A 15,930-nucleotide genomic window follows, 5' to 3' on the forward strand; every position below is an offset into this window, starting at 1 on the left:
ATAAATCAGCTTAAGCATGAAAAGAATTTTTTTGGTTCGACATGGACAAGCCTCTTTTGGTCATGATCATTACGATCAACTTTCAACTAATGGCGAACAACAAGCCAAGCTGCTGGCTCAATCATGGCAACAGATTAAACTACAACCCTGTGCTTGGCTTAGCGGAACTTTACAGCGTCAGAAACATACCTTGGATATTATCCAACGAGATATTGGTGCTAATTCGAACAGCATCCAAATGAACTGCTTCGATGAATTTCCAGCTGAAGCTATAACAGAGCATTACCTTCCGCTGGTTGTGGCTAAGAAAAATGATCCTAGTCTTACCCGCGAAAAAATATTTTCTGATAATTTAATTTTTCAAAAATTATTCGGCGAAGTATTGAAACTTTGGATAACCGAATCTACTCCAGAAAATTTTGATTTTGAATCCTTTGCAGGTTTTTCCGAACGGGTTAATCAAGCAATGACGCAACTAAAAAGCCATGAATTTAAAGATTCATTGGCAGTCTTTACCTCTGCTGGATGTATCGCAGCGATTTGCTATCAGATCATCAACAATAACCGCCAGCTCGATATGCAAATGTTCAAAATAGCTTGGAACATTATTAACAGCTCAGTCACCGAATTACGGCTCAATAAAGGGCAGCTGTATTTGCACAGCTTAAATCAATACGCCCACCTTAATTTAAACCCAAATCTGATTACCTATCGATAGGATCAATTATGGACTTTTCAGTATCACCCAAAATACACCAAGACTTGAAGTTAATGCGCTCTTTTGTCAAAGAGGAACTCTATCCAATTGAATCTAAACGGCTCCATGAGTCATGGCCAACACTAGAATCCACTTTGCAACCTTTGCGCGATACGGTTAAATCTAATGGTTGGTGGGCACCCTATTTCCATGGCAATAAACAGGGCAAGAGCTACTCCTTAGTTGAGTTGGGCTTGATCTCTGAGGTCATGGGGGCATCGCCACTTGGCCATTACGTATTCGGTAGCCAAGCACCCGATGCGGGCAATGCTGAATTGTTGGAAGCCTTTGGCAGCGAGGAACAAAAGGAACAATACCTCAAGCCGTTAGTAGATGGCAAAATTCGTAGCTGCTTTGCTATGACCGAACCTGCTGTAGCCGGCTCTAATCCGACTTTGCTCGAAGCCACAGCAGAAAAAGATGGCGATGATTATATTATTAATGCACATAAATGGTTCACCTCTTCTGCCGACGGTGCAAATTTTGCCATTATTATGGCGGTAACCAACCCCGAAGCTGATATCTATCAACGCTCTAGCATGTTGATTGTCGATTGTGATAATCCAGGATTCGAATTAGTTCGAAATATTTCCATTATGGGCGAACAAGGCGCCGGCTACTTCAGCCATGCCGAAACTAAATTTACCAATTGTCGTGTACCGAAAACGGCGTTAATTGGTGCAGAAGGCGAAGGCTTTAAACTGGCACAAACACGCCTAGGACCAGGCCGCATTCATCATTGCATGCGTTGGTTAGGGATTGCTGATCGCGCCCTAAAAATGCATTGCGATTATGCGAAAACGCGAATGATAGGTCACAAGCGTTCATTGGCAGATTCAGATATAACCAAACAGCGAATCGCTGAAAATGCTGCCAATATTGCAGCAGCAAAGGCGCTCGTTTTACAAACCGCATGGCAAATTGAGCATCAAGGCTTTAAAGCGGCTCGCTTTAATATCAGCATGATTAAATACTTTACCGCTAATGTGTTGCAAAAATCTTTAGACGACGCCATTCAAGCTATGGGCGGTTTAGGCATGACCGATGATACGATACTGGCCTACTTCTTTAGGCACGAGCGAGCGGCGAGAATTTATGATGGGCCAGATGAAGTACATCAAGTATCTGTTGCCAAGCAACTGCTTAAATAAGTATTAAATAGTTGATGAGCCACTTTTGAATATTCAATCACTCGATAACTTAACCGACTTTAAACGCGATCTTGAAGTGCTTGAAGAAAAACAATTTTTGCTATTGGTTGAAACTAATCAAGACATCATCAAGGTTTCTACCAAGACTGCACTGAAGAACTTACCGAAAATATTCGATGAAGCAATAAAGATTGGTAACACTAAAGGTTTTAATGCGACATCTCTTAGAGATCTAAGTCAAGCTACGGATATGAGCCTTGGCAAAATTTATACTTATATCAGCGCTAAAGATGACTTACTACTAATGCTGCATTCGCATTACATTAAAGTGATAGAAGATACCTTTAATCAAATCGGTTTGCCGCATAAGAACCCGATGGATAATTTATTATTGGCAGTTAAGGCGCATTTATACTTGAGCCAAGTATTTCGCCCATGGTTTTATTTTGCATTTACTGAATCGAAACATTTGAATAAAAAAATCATTGCCCTGGCCAAAGAGTCAGAGTTAAAAAGCGATTTATATTTTCGCAATATAATTCAATCTGGCATACAGGCAAAACGCTTTGCTGCTGTTGATAGGAACTTTACTTCTTCAATGATAAAAGCGTTATTACAAGACTGGTATTTAAAGCCTTGGAAGTATGCCGAAAGAAACATTGATGTCGATAGCTATTTTAAGGAAATAGCGAATTTATTAACCATTTACTTAACGCCTAAAGATTAGACTTTAAATACGATTATGAATGATATGGACTATACCGATAAACCAACCCAAGTTCGTGAAGATGAAACCTTAGATGAAGCATCGCTGTTAGCTTATCTAAATCAGCAATTAGACCTTAATGCTTCCAGTTTAGAAGTTCTGCAATTTCCCGGTGGAAACTCTAACCTGACTTATCAAATCACCATCAATCAGCAAAATTATATATTACGTCGCCCACCAATAGGCACTAAGGCTAAATCTGCGCACGATATGGGTCGAGAATTTACCGTACTCAATGAGCTAAAGCCTTATTTTGATAAAGCGCCTGAAGCTATTTTGTTTTGCGACGACCTGTCGGTTATTGGTTCAGAGTTTTATTTAATGAAGGCTCTGGAAGGTATTATCTTTAGAAAAAACCCACCCAAAGGCATGCGCATTTCAGCTAGCCAAGCCAAGCAGCTTTGTCATGATATGGTGAAAACGCTAGTGGATCTGCATTCGATAGAAATAGGCAAAACTCCTTTAGCAGAATTAGGCCGGATGGATGGTTATGTTGAGCGACAAGTAGAAGGTTGGGCCAAGCGTTATCGCAACGCTAAGACCGATGATGTACCTAATGGCGAAAATGTTATCGAATGGTTACAGGCTCATATGCCAGAGGACTATCATAAGCCGACGCTTATTCATAATGATTATAAATTTGATAATTTAGTTTTGGCTGAACATGACGATTCGCTCGATATTATTGGCGTTTTAGACTGGGAAATGACCACCTTAGGTCATCCTCTAATGGATCTAGGTTCTTCCTTAGCCTACTGGGTAGAAGCGACCGATGCACCACAAATGCATGCTTTAAGAACTATGCCGACGCAAATCGATGGCATGATGAAACGCGATGAAATCGTAAAGCTCTACTCTGAACTTTCTGGTGTAGATATTGAAGACTTTACTTATTACTATGTGTTCGGCCTGTTTCGTTTGGCGGGAATCGTGCAGCAAATTTATTATCGTTTTTATCATGGACAAACCAAGGACAAACGCTTTGCACAATTTGGCCAAGTCTGCGGGATCTTATTAGCCAAGGCACAAGAAGAAATTAATAACTATCAAAGAAAGCATCAAACTCAAGAATCAGGAGCAAACCCAATGTTAAATTTTAAAGACAAGGTCGCCTTAATTTCAGGCGCTAGCCGTGGCATTGGCGAAGCAACCGCAAAGCTCATTGCACAAAATGGCGCTCATGTGATTCTGACCAGCCGCAGTAAAGACTCGTTAGAAAAAGTGGCACAAGATATTAGTGATGCTGGCGGCAAAGTATCGGTAATGCCCTGTCATATTGGTGAACCAGCAGCGATTGATAAGCTTTTTAGTGATATTCAAGCACAGTTCGGTAAGTTAGATATACTAATTAACAATGCTGCCACCAACCCTTATTTTGGCCATGTCTTAGACATGCCCGTTGATGCGTTTGATAAGACCATTGACGTAAATATCAAAGGATATTTTTTAATGAGTCAGAAAGCAGGACAGCTCATGAAAAACAATGGTGGCGGCGCTATGGTGAATATTGCTTCCGTCAATGGTAAAACCCCTGCGCCCATGCAAGCGGTCTACTCCATGACTAAGTCTGCGGTCATCTCAATGACTCAAGCCTTTGCAAAAGAATGTGCTGCCTTTAATATTCGAGTGAATGCAGTCCTACCGGGTTTAACCGATACTAAGTTTGCCTCAGCACTGACACAAAATGAACAAATGCTTAAAATGATCTTGCCATTGATCCCAATGGGCCGAATGGCACAACCAGAAGAAATAGCGCCCAGCATTGCATTCTTAGTGTCAGATGCAGCAAGTTATGTTACCGGAACTTGCTTAAGTGTGGACGGCGGCTATTTGAGTTAAACCATCCATTAATAACTACTTATGATTTACGCACACTAACTCACTAAATTACAATTTATGAACGGTAGTAAAAACACAAAACACTGGAAAGCAGTAGAAGAACTCCTTAAAGTTTTAAATATGGCTAAAAATGATCAAGCTTTTTAACTCCACCCTGTTTCTCTACATCTTCACCGTACTAGTATGGGGTAGTACTTGGTTTACCATTGAGTACCAGCTTGGTGTAGTTCCGCATGAATATTCAAGTTTCTATCGCTTTATTTCTGCTAGCCTAATATTGTTTGCGTATTGTTTTTATAGAAAGCTTAATCTCAAGTTTTCTCTTAAGCATCACTTTTGGATGCTGTTGCTTGGGTTAACACTTTTTAGCTTTAACTATATTATGGTTTATGAAGCACAAGAGCATCTAACTTCAGCCATGGCCTCGGTAATTTTCTCGGCAATTCTAATCGTCAATATTTTCAATTCTTGGCTATTCTTTAGAACCCCTATCAGTAAAGAGGTCATTATTGGCGCTATCATTGGCCTTACTGGAATCGTGCTTATCTTTTGGAAAGACATTGGCGACTTTAGTTTTGAGAATAAAGCTCTGTATGGCCTAGTTATATCCTTACTTGGTGTGCTTGCTGCCTCCATTGGCAATATGGTCTCGGTGCAAACCCAGAAGTATCAGCTACCCGTAATGCAAATGAATGCCTACGCTATGGGCTATGGTGCTTTATTAAGTTTGTTAATTGGCTTAGTTCAAGGTAAAGCGCTAATTTACGACACAGCTACTTCTTACAGTATTAGCATGATCTATTTATCACTGTTTGGCTCTGTATTAGCCTTTGGGGCTTATTTGACGCTACTAAGACGAATAGGTATTCACAAGGCAACCTATGTTGTCGTCATGTTTCCAGCTGTGGCACTACTAATTTCAACTTTCTTTGAAGACTTTGTTTGGACTTGGCCAATCGCCATTGGCATCATCTTAATAGGCATTGGGAACTTATTTGTGGTGAATCGAAAAGATTTATCGAAAAAAGAGTCTTAGACAGATAGAACAAGAGCGGCTTGCCCACTCAGAAACTTTAAGTCTTGTTTCTTGTTTGCTCGCCGCCCTTTTCGCTTTTTTAGATTTTTCGTGGACTCCGCCTCGATTTTGATGGAGATTCCGCGCCACAGGATTTCTCCGCTTAATTTTTTTTGTTTGCATAATTACCTCTTTGCTTAATAAAAAGAGCTAGCTTACGCTAGCCCTTAATACAGACCACTTGCTTTAAAGTGTGCACGACTTCAACCAAGTCATGCTGGTTTTCCATAACCGTGTCAATATCCTTATAAGCCGCAGGGATTTCGTCAATGACTTGACTGTCTTTGCGGCACTCAACGCCTTTAGTTTGCATCTCTAAGTCAGAACGCTTAAACAACTTCTTAGCAGCGGTACGACTTAATGTTCGACCAGCGCCATGCGAACATGAGCAGAATGATTGCGGGTTACCTTTTCCTCGAACAATAAATGACTTAGCACCCATTGAGCCAGGAATAATCCCTAAATCACCTTCTCTTGCGCGGATAGCGCCTTTACGCGTTAAGTAAACGTTTTCTCCAAAGTGATTTTCCATCTCGACATAATTGTGATGACAGTTAATCGCTTCTTTAGTCACGCTAAATTCTGGCAACTGTTGTTTTAAAACATCCAACACTAAAGCCATCATTTTTTGACGATTTTTGTAGGCATAATCTTGCCCCCACTTAACCGCAAACCAGTAATCGTCAAAAGATTCAGTACCTTCGCTTAAATAAGCTAAATCTTTATCTGGCAAATTAATATGATGCGTTTGCATCTCTTTCTTCGCCAATTGAATAAAGTACTGGCCAATTTGATTACCTATACCGCGCGAACCTGAATGCAACATCACCCAAACATCGTTATTCTCATCTAGGCATAATTCAATAAAATGGTTTCCTCCACCTAAGGTTCCCATTTGAATGATCGGTGTTTTATGTGGCGCCTTCATTCGCTTAATAATCGCCGGATGCTTGGCGATAATTTTATCTAAACCATCCATTAATGGTCTTGAATACTTATCGTCAAACCCCGTCCATTTATGAGCCGCAAAGCCCACAGGAACTTTATCCTCAATTGCCATACGAATTGGCTTTAAGTTATCCGGTAATTGATAAGCTTTTAGCGATAAACGCACCGCATTCATCCCACAACCGATATCCACTCCAACTGCTGCCGGGATAATCGCTTTTTTAGTTGGGATCACTGATCCAACTGTTGCCCCTTTACCCAAATGCACATCTGGCATTGCTGCGATATGCGAATGAATAAAAGGTAAGTGCGACATATTTTCCAACTGCTGAATAGCTTCTGGTGCTATATCTTCGGTATATACTTTTACCGGCACTTTGCCTTTTTTAAATACTCTTTGAATAGGCATATTCTTTACCTTTCCTTTATTTTCATATTGTCAGTATCACTACTGTCTAAAACTAATTATAAAAATTAGCTGTCCTTTTTTATCCCATGCCATATGATCACCTAAACCTATAGCGCAACGAATAAACTATAAATACAGGCATAAAAAAACCCTTAGACTCTTTCGAGGCCAAGGGTTTTAGGATTCTTGGCTCGAGATAATAATTACCTCGAGCTTTCAATAAGGTGCCCGAGGTTTAGCTTTGTTCTAAACTCCAATCATAATTAAACTGTTTCATCGGGAACCTCCAAATCGATTCTTTAAAACGTTTGCACCATTGCAAACTTGGCTGAAGATTATAGTGATTAATTATTAAACTGCAAATTTTTTATCAAATGATTACTAAAACTATACTTAAGATATCTTTCAGCACAATACTTCAGTGTCATAATAAGTATAAAGATGATTGGGGTGAATTTATGAGTACTATTTTATTTGTTTGTTTAGGCAATATTTGCCGCTCACCACTAGCGGAAGGTATATTCAGAGAAAAGTTAAAACAGCATTCATTAGACGGTGACTTCCATCTGGATTCCGCTGCAATAAAAGGATATCACGTAGGCAAAAGTCCAGATAAAAGAGCCATGATGATGGCTAAAATCAATGAATATGACATAAGCAATTTGAGAGCCAGAGAAATCACTGTATCAGATTTCGAAAAATTTGATTTAATCATTGGCATGGATAAAAAAAACATCGAATCTCTAAAGGATATATCTCCTCTTATTTATCATTACAAAATAAAGCTTATGTTAGATGATTACGCACCTAGCTTAGGCTTATCCGAATTAGCGGATCCATACAAAGGTAATTTAAATGACTTTCAAACTACAATAGACCATCTAGAAATAGCGTGCGAAAATTTATTGAAGGAATTCCTAGAACTCTAGAAGCGATAATTAAACCCCATACTTACTTGCTTCAAATTTAGCTGTTTACTATTAGCCACAGAAGCATTCAATGACAGTCTATTAGTTATTCTCCTGCGATAATTGATAAAGTATGTTTGCTGTGTACCTATCACATCATTACGGCTGACACTCAACCCGGTATCTACAGAGTTATCCCCATACCTTTTATTAGCTGCAAATAAAAGCCCATGGGTTTTATTGTTGTTAAAATCTTTGCTAATGAATACCTTACCTCGCAAATTAAAATCATCGCTAATTTTACTTAAATAACTTACTCCAAGTAGCTTGGCACTGCTTGATTTCTGCTGACTGTACTGAATATCCACACCAATCTGATGTTCATTATTAAACTTAAAGTGCTTTTCTCCTCCGATTACCCAATTACTTCCTCTGCTTTTATCTTTGTTAATAGCGACTGATAGTGAATGAGAAGTATTATAATAAAACTGGTTCCAATTAACTGATAGTTTTTCGGATCCCGCTACCTCGATCGGAACACCCAGTTGATTAAATTCAAATTCATTGATAACAGAGCTTCTACTTTCAAGCCTTAAGTTCACAAATGTAATTGCTGAGTACTGATAACTCAGCCCCATGTTGTAGCTATTAATAGCCGATGAAACATTATTTGACTCTCTTACACTATTCACTGTGATGCTATATCGCTCATGATTTTTAATCTTATTTAACAAAATCAAATAATTTTCTTGCTTGGGTTTTATAGTCAATGCTTTTTTTATACTTTCAACTGCACTACTGAGATCCATTTTTAGAAAGTATATATCTGCCATCTGATAGTGGTATTCTGAAATTTCCAACTCTGGGGATACTTGATTCAAGTAATGAAAGGCCTGTTCCCATTCCCCCATCCACTTAGATACGCGGCTTAAACCTAACAATGAAGCTTTGTGATAAGGATTTAATTTCAAGGCATTTGCATGGCTATTCAAAGCTTCATCCAACTTGTTACTCCACTCTAATGCAATAGACTTCTCATGAATTAAATTTACATTCTCGGGCTGTAACTCCAGTCCTTTATTAAATGCTATAATAGCTTCCATTAAGCATTTATCAGTTCTCAAATTCACACCTAACTCTAAATAGTAGGATGCTTTTCTTTCCGTTTCCAATGTGTAAGGCTGCAGTATATCGCAGCTGGCAAAAGCTGCTTTTGAACATGATAACAATACGCATGCAATCAAGTATTTTTTTGTATTCATATTAAAACCTCTCTTATTACCACTAACGCAATAATTATTGCCATGATCCTTACTTCCTTCATAAACAATTTTTTTTCAAACTCTTTATCATCTGCTGCGAGCTTATGGTTAACACCTAGTAAGTTAATCTCATTCACCTAATATTTTTACGTTGCCTTTTTTTTCTGTTTTATCCCATTTCAGCTCTTTTTTTTGAAGCTCTGAAATATAAGAGTTAAGCGTAATCATGCACAAAAAAGGACCAAATCCAGCTAGCAACAATTGAAATTTAACAAGCAGTTCTGGCACGCCTTTTTTTTCTGTTATCATCGTTAGGTAGGCTGCCAACATCCCCAAGGACAGCCATGCGTACATAAATAAAATCACGCAAGCTTGCCATGAAAAGCCACTAGGCCTAGCAACTTTATCCACAAACAAAAGACCTTCTAACCAAATTGGATTGATAGAGAAGCACATAATCACCATTGAAATAATCCCAGGGAATAAAAAGCCTTCAAACCATGCCCGCTTTGCAGTTGACGGATCAATTTCAAAAGAAAAGAGCGTAATAAAAAGATATATGATTATGTTAATAATCCAAACTAGCTGAAACAACTTCCAAGATAGTGGAAAGTCCAAGAAATATAGAGAGATTAAGCCAACACTTCCAAATATTAAAAAGAACGGCATTAGCATTATCGGAAACCATAAAAATGCAAAAGACACGCTACCCAAGGCAGCACTTATGCTTCTATTAAACCAAAGGTGCTTAAAGGCTTTTGTTACTTGAATATTACCTCTAGCCCACCTTAATCTCTGCTTCCACACAGCATCTAAAGTATCTGGTTCCTCTGCCCAAACAATGGCATTTGGCTCAAAAACCGCTTTTCGTCCGGAAATTTGAGTCTTAAATGTTGTAAAGGTATCCTCTGCTAAGGAGCTGGTATCAATCGCTCCTCCAATAGCTTTTAAGTTCTCTGCAGTATGCAACTGAGCACCACCAGCTAAGCAAGCTAAATGCTGCAATAAATTTTGAGCCCTCCTAGAAGCAGCTTGAGCAGTAATGTACTCGAATGCTATAAATCGAGTAATAAGATTCCCGGGGAAACTACCTTCTTTTATATAAGCAGTCACCGAGCCTACTGACTTATCGTTTAAATGCCTTGTCATCCTTATTAAACTGTATTTTTCAAACAACACATCAGCATCAATAATCATTAATGCTTCAAACCACCCTTGTTTCAGTAGCTTCTTAATCCCGTAATTCAATGTATGCGCTTTTCCCTGACCTCCATTCTCTCTTCTCATATGGTAAACATTTTCTGGATATAAGTTATGTTTACGTTTTGCAATTTCCGGGGTATCATCCGTTGATGCATCATCAATGATATAAATTTTTAATTTACTCTTTGGATAGTGCAATTTCATTAAAGACTCAACCGTATTTCCAATGACTCCTTCTTCGTTCCAAGCAGGAATAATAATTGCAAGACGAGGGAAGTTATTTTTATGAGGAATCGGCTTTCGTCCATGAAAACCGATGAGGACAAATTGGAATAAAGAAGCTAACAATGGACTTACTCCGACTAAAACCATTGATGTCAAAATCCACTCGAACATATTAAGCTCTGACAAACTCATCCATAGTTACGAATTTTTCAGCCCAATATCTAACTACTGCAATTTCTTCATAGTCTATTTTTATATTTTCCAGTTTATTATTTAATTCTCTTAGACATAATTCTGGCATATTAACCCCAGCGCCTACTGTAAGAGGCATCGTCCCTGGGAAGCGAGGATTGATTTCTAGTAGCTTTGGAGAACCATTTAAATCTCTTTTAAATTGAATGTTAGATACGTATCTTAAATTTAAATTTCTTGCTATCTCGCTAGCGGCACTTTCCAATTCTTTATCTTTTATTGTGCAACTTGCTACAGCCACTCCTGAATCTGTCTTAAGTCTAGCTCTGATAACAGCCGAAACAACAAATCCTGACTGGTTCATATAGGTGTCAACAGAGTACTCTTCACCTGGCAGAAATTCTTGGATTAAATAACTACCGTCCGATGGGATTGAATCAAGTTCACTTTCGTGATTGATATACTTAATTCCTCTTCCACCGCTGCCCGTTCTTGGTTTTGCAATAACTGGATAAATCCAATCTTTTTTTAATGGCAGGCCTTTATATAATTCAAATTTTGCAAGAGGAGCTATTCCTGTTAAGCATTGCATCAGCGCGTATTTATCTAAACAAGTTGCAAGCGTATTTTCTGTCGAGATTGGAACTTTTATATTATTTGCTCTAAATTTGTGCATATTTTGAGCAATAGGTACTAATTCACAATCTACCGTGGGTATTAAGACATCAATTTTTTCTTTAACACATACTTCTAAAAGACAATTGACAAAGTTCAAATCAGAACCTTTCTTCACAATGTGCCTTTTGTGTTCAGGCACTAAATAAAGGCCAACTGCTAATGGATCTATGTCGGCCATATGAATATTCAAATCTAGATAAGATACTGATTTGAAAAAAGACACTGCAGCTGCACCGCCGGCACCAGATACTAAAACTCTCATGATATACTCCTTAACTTACTCTAATTACTTCAAGAGGCTCTACAAATTGGTAATTTGTATAACGGCCCCAATACTCGGCAGAAGACTTAATCAAGCTTTCCTTTAGGTAATTACACTTTTCTTTCTGACTACGATACAAGCCAATGACGCTCTTCTTTTCATCGATGAAGTTACTTATGTTGTTGAATTTAGTTGGCTCAAAGCTAATAGTAGAAGATGGACTTTGATAGCAAAAAACACTTCTAACTTGTCTGCAAGCAACGATAGAAGCTGAGTGAACACAACGATGATCCTGATGGTTATCGTGAATAGAATGGGTATAGACAATGTCTGGCTGCACTTCTGCAACCACTTTTTCAATTTCACTTATTAAATTAGAAGACTCATGAATTTTAGTATCTGCAAAATCCTTTAGAATTAATGTTGCAGATATTGCATCTGCTGCATCTAACGCCTCTTCTGTTCTGGTGCTTGCACTTCCTCCTGCTGCACCTTTGCTCAGTGTCAAAATATATACAAGATCACCATTTTTTGTATGCTTAATTAAGCTACCTCCGCAACCTATCTCAACATCATCAGGGTGAGCTCCAATTGCTAAAATAACCTTAGGTTCTACGCTTTTTCTGCTCTGTGAAAGCAACCTTACCACTTCATTTTCTAGAGCTTTGTTATCAAAAGGTTTTTGCAAAAAAGCATCCACATGCAGCTCCATTGCTTCTAGGGTAACATCTAGGCTTGCATGACCGGTCATTAACAGAATAGGAACATGTGGCTTAATACTACGGCAATGTTTAACTATATCTAAGCCATGGATGCAGGGTAACTTATAATCTGTGATAATTAGATCCCAATCTTGGCAATATATTTTCTCTAAAGCTGACTTTCCGTCTTGTGAATAATCAACTTCAGCCTTTAAACTCCTACTCAAAACTCTTTCAATAATGAAACAGAATTCATTGTCATCATCTATTACAAGTATTTTTGATTTTTTCATTAACTATTCCTCCGTTACAACTACCTTAGCCTTTTTGATAACAATTACTATTCACTAAAAGTCTAATCCTCAGGCTATTAAGATATTAAGAATATCTTTCGGAGGTTTTTTATATCTTTTGATACCTACACTTATTTTTTCAACTAGTTTAAGATAGCCCTTAAAATGGAGGCTTTATGAAAGGCATAGTATTTAACTCATTTGTTAGTTTTATAGAAGAAAATTACGGATTAGACTTTCTTAACTATTTAGAAGAAAAAACTGGGCCTGAATCAGAATTTGCTTACACCACTATTGGCAACTATTCGAGTTCAGAAATTGTTAATTGTCTTATTGTAATGTCGGAAGAATCAGGTCGCTCAGTCAATGACATAACTATCAATTTCGGACAATATTTATTTCAATCTCTAGCAAAAGCTCATAACAAATTTATTGAAAAATATGATAATGCGATCCCTTGCTTGTATGCCCTTGAAAATGAAATCCATAAACAAGTACGAAAAATGTATCAAAATACTTCATTACCTAGCTTTGACGTTCATTTAAATGATGAAGGTGATGAACTATCCATGTTATATTTGTCAAAAAGGCCTATGGCAGACCTTGCAGAAGGCTTAATCGCTGGATGTATTGAACATTACGGTAACAGTTGCAAAGTAGTTAGAGAAGATAAAGAGCCTTTTAATGGTACCCATGCTTTATTCACTATTACAAACATATAAATGAATGATATAGCTAGCTTAGAAAAAAAAATAGCGCGCGAAATAAAAGCAAGGCAAGAAGCTGAGAGTATACTCGAGTCTTTATCCGAAGAACTCTATGAATCATCTTTATTAATAGAAAAAACTGAAATCAAGTTGAAATATGCACTTGATAATATTCTTGATGGCATAGTGGTTATAGATAGTTATTTTACGGTATCTTTGATAAACAACCAATTCAACTCAATTTATTTTAATAGCACTCTGGATCTTGCTCAGGGCGATAATGTTGAAGAGCACCTAAAAGATATTGTTAATAATCCATCATTTCCCAAACAAAGCAATGTAAGCGAGCAAGCTACATTTGAAATTCAACTTGATGCCAGCAGATGGATACTGTGTAAAATTAATAAAACCCCTGATGATTTATGGATCATTCTAGTCAATGACATTACATGGAGAAAAAATGCTGAACTAGAGAAGTCGAAGCTTTCAAAGAAACTGTATCAATCACAAAAACAGGAAGCGATAGGTCGAATGGCCAGCGTGATCGCTCATGACTTTAACAATATTCTAGGCGCTATTAATGGTTTTGCAAATTTCCTAAAAGAAGATTTAGAGACTAACTCCGAACTTCAATCATTTTCTCTAAAAATTCTAAGCGCAGTGGACAGAGGAAAAAAAATCATACAAAACCTCTCCGAATTTAATTATCAAAAGATTTCTGAGCAATCTTCAATTTTAATTTTAGAGGTCATAGAAGAGTCTATTGAGATCGTACAAAATACTATTAATCAAAAAATACAATTTAATAGTCCTGATTACTTAGGGAAAATCCTTATCGATGGAAATAAAACACAATTGATTAGACTTTTCACTAACCTATTAACTAACTCTAGAGATGCTTGTCACGATAAAAATGCTCAAATAATCATAAACCTTGATGCCCATAAGGAATATACTCCCGATGTAAACTTGCTCTCAAAAAAAGTATTCAAAAACGCTAAGAATATTAGTGCTACTAGTGCTGGGGTTTCAAAGCTGCCGGCTGGTTGCATTACTATTTCGATACAGGACAATGGTTGCGGAATGTCTCAAGAAACTTTAGATAAAGCATTCGAGCCTTATTTTACTACTAAAGATAAAGGCAGTGGCACAGGGCTTGGTATGTACAGTGTATTTGAAACTGTTTCACAGCATGAAAGTAATATTACTATACTATCGACACCCAACCTGGGAACCTACTGCGAGGTTTCATTTCCTATTATAGCGTCTGAGGTCAAGTACCTGCCTACAGAGAAGACTAGTAACACTCCACCTCACTCCAATGAAATATTATTAGTTGATGATGATCAGAATCATTTGGAGTACTTATCAACACTAGTTATGAGAATGGGGTTTAAACCTATTGCTCACTCCTCTTCGTATGAGGGCTTAAAAGCTCTTATGAAGAGCCCTAATACATGGAAATGCATTATCAGTGACTATATGATGCCAGGAATTAAAGGAACTGACATACTAGATTACCTGAGAAAGGGAAATACAACTATTCCTTTTATCCTTTGCACAGGATATATTACAAGTGAAAAAGTTAAAGCTCTTGCTGATGTAGAAAATGTTCACCTACTAGAAAAGCCTATTGACACAAATAGACTGCGAGAATTATTAGAATCCATAAACTAAATATAAAATGAATATCTTACTTGCTGACGATCATGATTTATTCAGAGATGCCATAGAGCTTTTACTGAAAAGAGATTTAAAAGCTTCTAACATAGACCATGCAGATTCTTATGCATCAGTGCGCGATAATTTAGAACAAAACAAGCAAGATCTAGTGCTTTTAGATTATCAAATGCCTGGAATGAAAGGTATTGACTCTATTCGCGATCTAATCCAAATTCAAGAAACTCCGTTTATTATTCTTTCAGGCTTTGTTGATAAGCCGTTAATTCAAAAATTATTCGAAAGCGATGTTAATGGTGTAATACCCAAAACAATTGCAGGAGAAACACTGGGAAGTGCTATAGAGTTAGTGCTAAAAGGTGGCAAGTATATTCCTGATATACTTCTGAATGAGGATCAACATGACGATTTTAAACGTAACAACTCACCTAAACTAACTCAAAGGGAGTCTGATGTTCTGCATATGCTTGTAGAGGGGATGTCAAATAAAGAAATTGCACGCGGCTTAAATCTAGAAGAGTCGACTGTGAAACTCCATATTAGAGCTTTATGCTCTAAACTCGATTCAAAAAATCGCACCGGAGTTGTTGTTTCAGCGTTCAAATTGGGCTTGATAAGTATTAACTCCTAATAGTGGGGAGGCAATTCGTCAGCCGGGTTGAAACCTTTACTTGGCATTTGACTTTCCATATCTTGGATTTTCTCACCGATCAATAAAAAACGCTCTTCCATCTTACGGATAATCGAGTCTTGCTTTGTAATAATTTTGTTTAATTGCTCAATCCCATCATCTTGAAAAGAAACCTTCATTTCTAACTCTTCAACTCTCTTTATAAGAGTATTTATATCGCTCATATTGTAGAATCTTTGGTTA

General features: G+C 37.6%; 15 protein-coding genes. 9 read left to right on the top strand and 6 right to left on the bottom strand.

All coding sequences use genetic code 11. The annotated features are described in order from the left end of the window. Positions 1 to 16 precede the first annotated feature (16 nt). The 5 genes from GJS41_RS03710 to GJS41_RS03730 all read left to right on the top strand — a co-directional run bounded on the left by GJS41_RS03710 (position 17) and on the right by GJS41_RS03730 (position 5,549). Positions 17 to 718 (top strand): histidine phosphatase family protein, encoded by a 702-nt coding sequence (locus GJS41_RS03710; protein WP_154245967.1) that lies wholly within the window; start codon positions 17 to 19, stop codon positions 716 to 718. Between the two features lie 8 nt (positions 719 to 726). Next, entirely contained in the window at positions 727 to 1,908 is a 1,182-nt protein-coding gene (locus GJS41_RS03715; protein ID WP_154245968.1) for an acyl-CoA dehydrogenase family protein, read from the top strand. A 25-nt stretch (positions 1,909 to 1,933) separates the two neighbouring features. Continuing rightward, a complete protein-coding gene (locus GJS41_RS03720; protein ID WP_154245969.1) occupies positions 1,934 to 2,635 on the top strand; it encodes a TetR/AcrR family transcriptional regulator in 702 nt (233 codons plus the stop codon). A gap of 15 nt (positions 2,636 to 2,650) precedes the next feature. Next, positions 2,651 to 4,513: an SDR family oxidoreductase gene (locus GJS41_RS03725; RefSeq protein ID WP_154245970.1), complete on the top strand. Its 1,863-nt coding sequence runs from the start codon at positions 2,651 to 2,653 to the stop codon at positions 4,511 to 4,513. 130 nt (positions 4,514 to 4,643) lie between these two features. Continuing rightward, positions 4,644 to 5,549 (top strand): DMT family transporter, encoded by a 906-nt coding sequence (locus GJS41_RS03730; RefSeq protein WP_154245971.1) that lies wholly within the window; start codon positions 4,644 to 4,646, stop codon positions 5,547 to 5,549. Positions 5,550 to 5,748: 199 nt separating this feature from the next. Here the strand turns inward: GJS41_RS03730 and GJS41_RS03735 are convergent, their stop codons facing one another. After that, positions 5,749 to 6,945 carry an RtcB family protein gene (locus GJS41_RS03735; RefSeq protein ID WP_154245972.1) on the bottom strand — a complete coding sequence of 399 codons (1,197 nt, stop codon included), beginning with the start codon at positions 6,943 to 6,945 and terminating at the stop codon, positions 5,749 to 5,751. 458 nt (positions 6,946 to 7,403) lie between these two features. Here GJS41_RS03735 and GJS41_RS03740 point away from each other — a divergent pair, with 458 nt between their 5' ends. Then, on the top strand, positions 7,404 to 7,874 hold the full coding sequence (locus tag GJS41_RS03740; protein ID WP_195758334.1) for a low molecular weight protein-tyrosine-phosphatase: 471 nt from the start codon (positions 7,404 to 7,406) through the stop codon (positions 7,872 to 7,874). On the opposite strand, the gene GJS41_RS03745 is transcribed toward GJS41_RS03740, so the two are convergent. The 4 genes from GJS41_RS03745 to GJS41_RS03760 form a co-directional block, all read right to left on the bottom strand. After that, a complete protein-coding gene (locus tag GJS41_RS03745; RefSeq protein WP_154245974.1) occupies positions 7,871 to 9,115 on the bottom strand; it encodes a lipopolysaccharide assembly protein LapB in 1,245 nt (414 codons plus the stop codon). The two genes, GJS41_RS03740 and GJS41_RS03745, sit on opposite strands and share 4 nt — an antisense overlap. 129 nt (positions 9,116 to 9,244) lie before the next feature. Next, entirely contained in the window at positions 9,245 to 10,714 is a 1,470-nt protein-coding gene (locus GJS41_RS03750; RefSeq protein ID WP_154245975.1) for a glycosyltransferase family 2 protein, read from the bottom strand. A 1-nt stretch (position 10,715) separates the two neighbouring features. Further along, complete coding sequence (locus GJS41_RS03755) at positions 10,716 to 11,675, bottom strand: ATP-grasp domain-containing protein (protein ID WP_154245976.1); 960 nt, start codon at positions 11,673 to 11,675, stop codon at positions 10,716 to 10,718. Between the two features lie 10 nt (positions 11,676 to 11,685). Next, the gene (locus tag GJS41_RS03760) at positions 11,686 to 12,669 is read right to left on the bottom strand and encodes a PIG-L family deacetylase (protein ID WP_154245977.1); all 984 of its coding nucleotides are present in this window, start codon (positions 12,667 to 12,669) and stop codon (positions 11,686 to 11,688) included. Positions 12,670 to 12,845: 176 nt separating this feature from the next. Here GJS41_RS03760 and GJS41_RS03765 point away from each other — a divergent pair, with 176 nt between their 5' ends. The 3 genes from GJS41_RS03765 to GJS41_RS03775 are packed head-to-tail and all read left to right on the top strand — an operon-like array spanning position 12,846 to position 15,687. Then, the gene (locus GJS41_RS03765) at positions 12,846 to 13,391 is read left to right on the top strand and encodes a heme NO-binding domain-containing protein (RefSeq protein WP_154245978.1); all 546 of its coding nucleotides are present in this window, start codon (positions 12,846 to 12,848) and stop codon (positions 13,389 to 13,391) included. Continuing rightward, positions 13,392 to 15,053, top strand: a complete 1,662-nt coding sequence (locus GJS41_RS03770; protein WP_154245979.1) for an ATP-binding protein — start codon at positions 13,392 to 13,394, stop codon at positions 15,051 to 15,053. A 7-nt stretch (positions 15,054 to 15,060) separates the two neighbouring features. Then, positions 15,061 to 15,687, top strand: a complete 627-nt coding sequence (locus GJS41_RS03775) for a response regulator transcription factor (protein ID WP_154245980.1) — start codon at positions 15,061 to 15,063, stop codon at positions 15,685 to 15,687. Here GJS41_RS03775 and GJS41_RS03780 read toward each other — a convergent pair. Then, positions 15,684 to 15,911, bottom strand: a complete 228-nt coding sequence (locus tag GJS41_RS03780) for a SlyX family protein (protein WP_154245981.1) — start codon at positions 15,909 to 15,911, stop codon at positions 15,684 to 15,686. The two genes, GJS41_RS03775 and GJS41_RS03780, sit on opposite strands and share 4 nt — an antisense overlap. Positions 15,912 to 15,930 lie beyond the last annotated feature (19 nt).

It is taken from the genome of Kangiella sp. HZ709 (genome assembly GCF_009674675.1).
Lineage (GTDB): Bacteria > Pseudomonadota > Gammaproteobacteria > Enterobacterales > Kangiellaceae > Kangiella.

Excerpts from the sequence above, each read along its gene's own strand:
- GJS41_RS03780 (WP_154245981.1), bottom strand. The coding sequence starts at position 15,911 with ATGAGCGATATAAATACTCTTATAAAGAGAGTTGAAGAGTTAGAAATG.
- GJS41_RS03710 (WP_154245967.1), top strand. The coding sequence starts at position 17 with ATGAAAAGAATTTTTTTGGTTCGACATGGACAAGCCTCTTTTGGTCAT.
- GJS41_RS03770 (WP_154245979.1), top strand. The coding sequence starts at position 13,392 with ATGAATGATATAGCTAGCTTAGAAAAAAAAATAGCGCGCGAAATAAAA.
- GJS41_RS03735 (WP_154245972.1), bottom strand. The coding sequence starts at position 6,945 with ATGCCTATTCAAAGAGTATTTAAAAAAGGCAAAGTGCCGGTAAAAGTA.
- GJS41_RS03740 (WP_195758334.1), top strand. The coding sequence starts at position 7,404 with ATGAGTACTATTTTATTTGTTTGTTTAGGCAATATTTGCCGCTCACCA.
- GJS41_RS03715 (WP_154245968.1), top strand. The coding sequence starts at position 727 with ATGGACTTTTCAGTATCACCCAAAATACACCAAGACTTGAAGTTAATG.
- GJS41_RS03755 (WP_154245976.1), bottom strand. The coding sequence starts at position 11,675 with ATGAGAGTTTTAGTATCTGGTGCCGGCGGTGCAGCTGCAGTGTCTTTT.
- GJS41_RS03730 (WP_154245971.1), top strand. The coding sequence starts at position 4,644 with ATGATCAAGCTTTTTAACTCCACCCTGTTTCTCTACATCTTCACCGTA.
- GJS41_RS03750 (WP_154245975.1), bottom strand. The coding sequence starts at position 10,714 with ATGTTCGAGTGGATTTTGACATCAATGGTTTTAGTCGGAGTAAGTCCA.
- GJS41_RS03765 (WP_154245978.1), top strand. The coding sequence starts at position 12,846 with ATGAAAGGCATAGTATTTAACTCATTTGTTAGTTTTATAGAAGAAAAT.
- GJS41_RS03760 (WP_154245977.1), bottom strand. The coding sequence starts at position 12,669 with ATGAAAAAATCAAAAATACTTGTAATAGATGATGACAATGAATTCTGT.
- GJS41_RS03775 (WP_154245980.1), top strand. The coding sequence starts at position 15,061 with ATGAATATCTTACTTGCTGACGATCATGATTTATTCAGAGATGCCATA.
- GJS41_RS03725 (WP_154245970.1), top strand. The coding sequence starts at position 2,651 with ATGAATGATATGGACTATACCGATAAACCAACCCAAGTTCGTGAAGAT.
- GJS41_RS03745 (WP_154245974.1), bottom strand. The coding sequence starts at position 9,115 with ATGAATACAAAAAAATACTTGATTGCATGCGTATTGTTATCATGTTCA.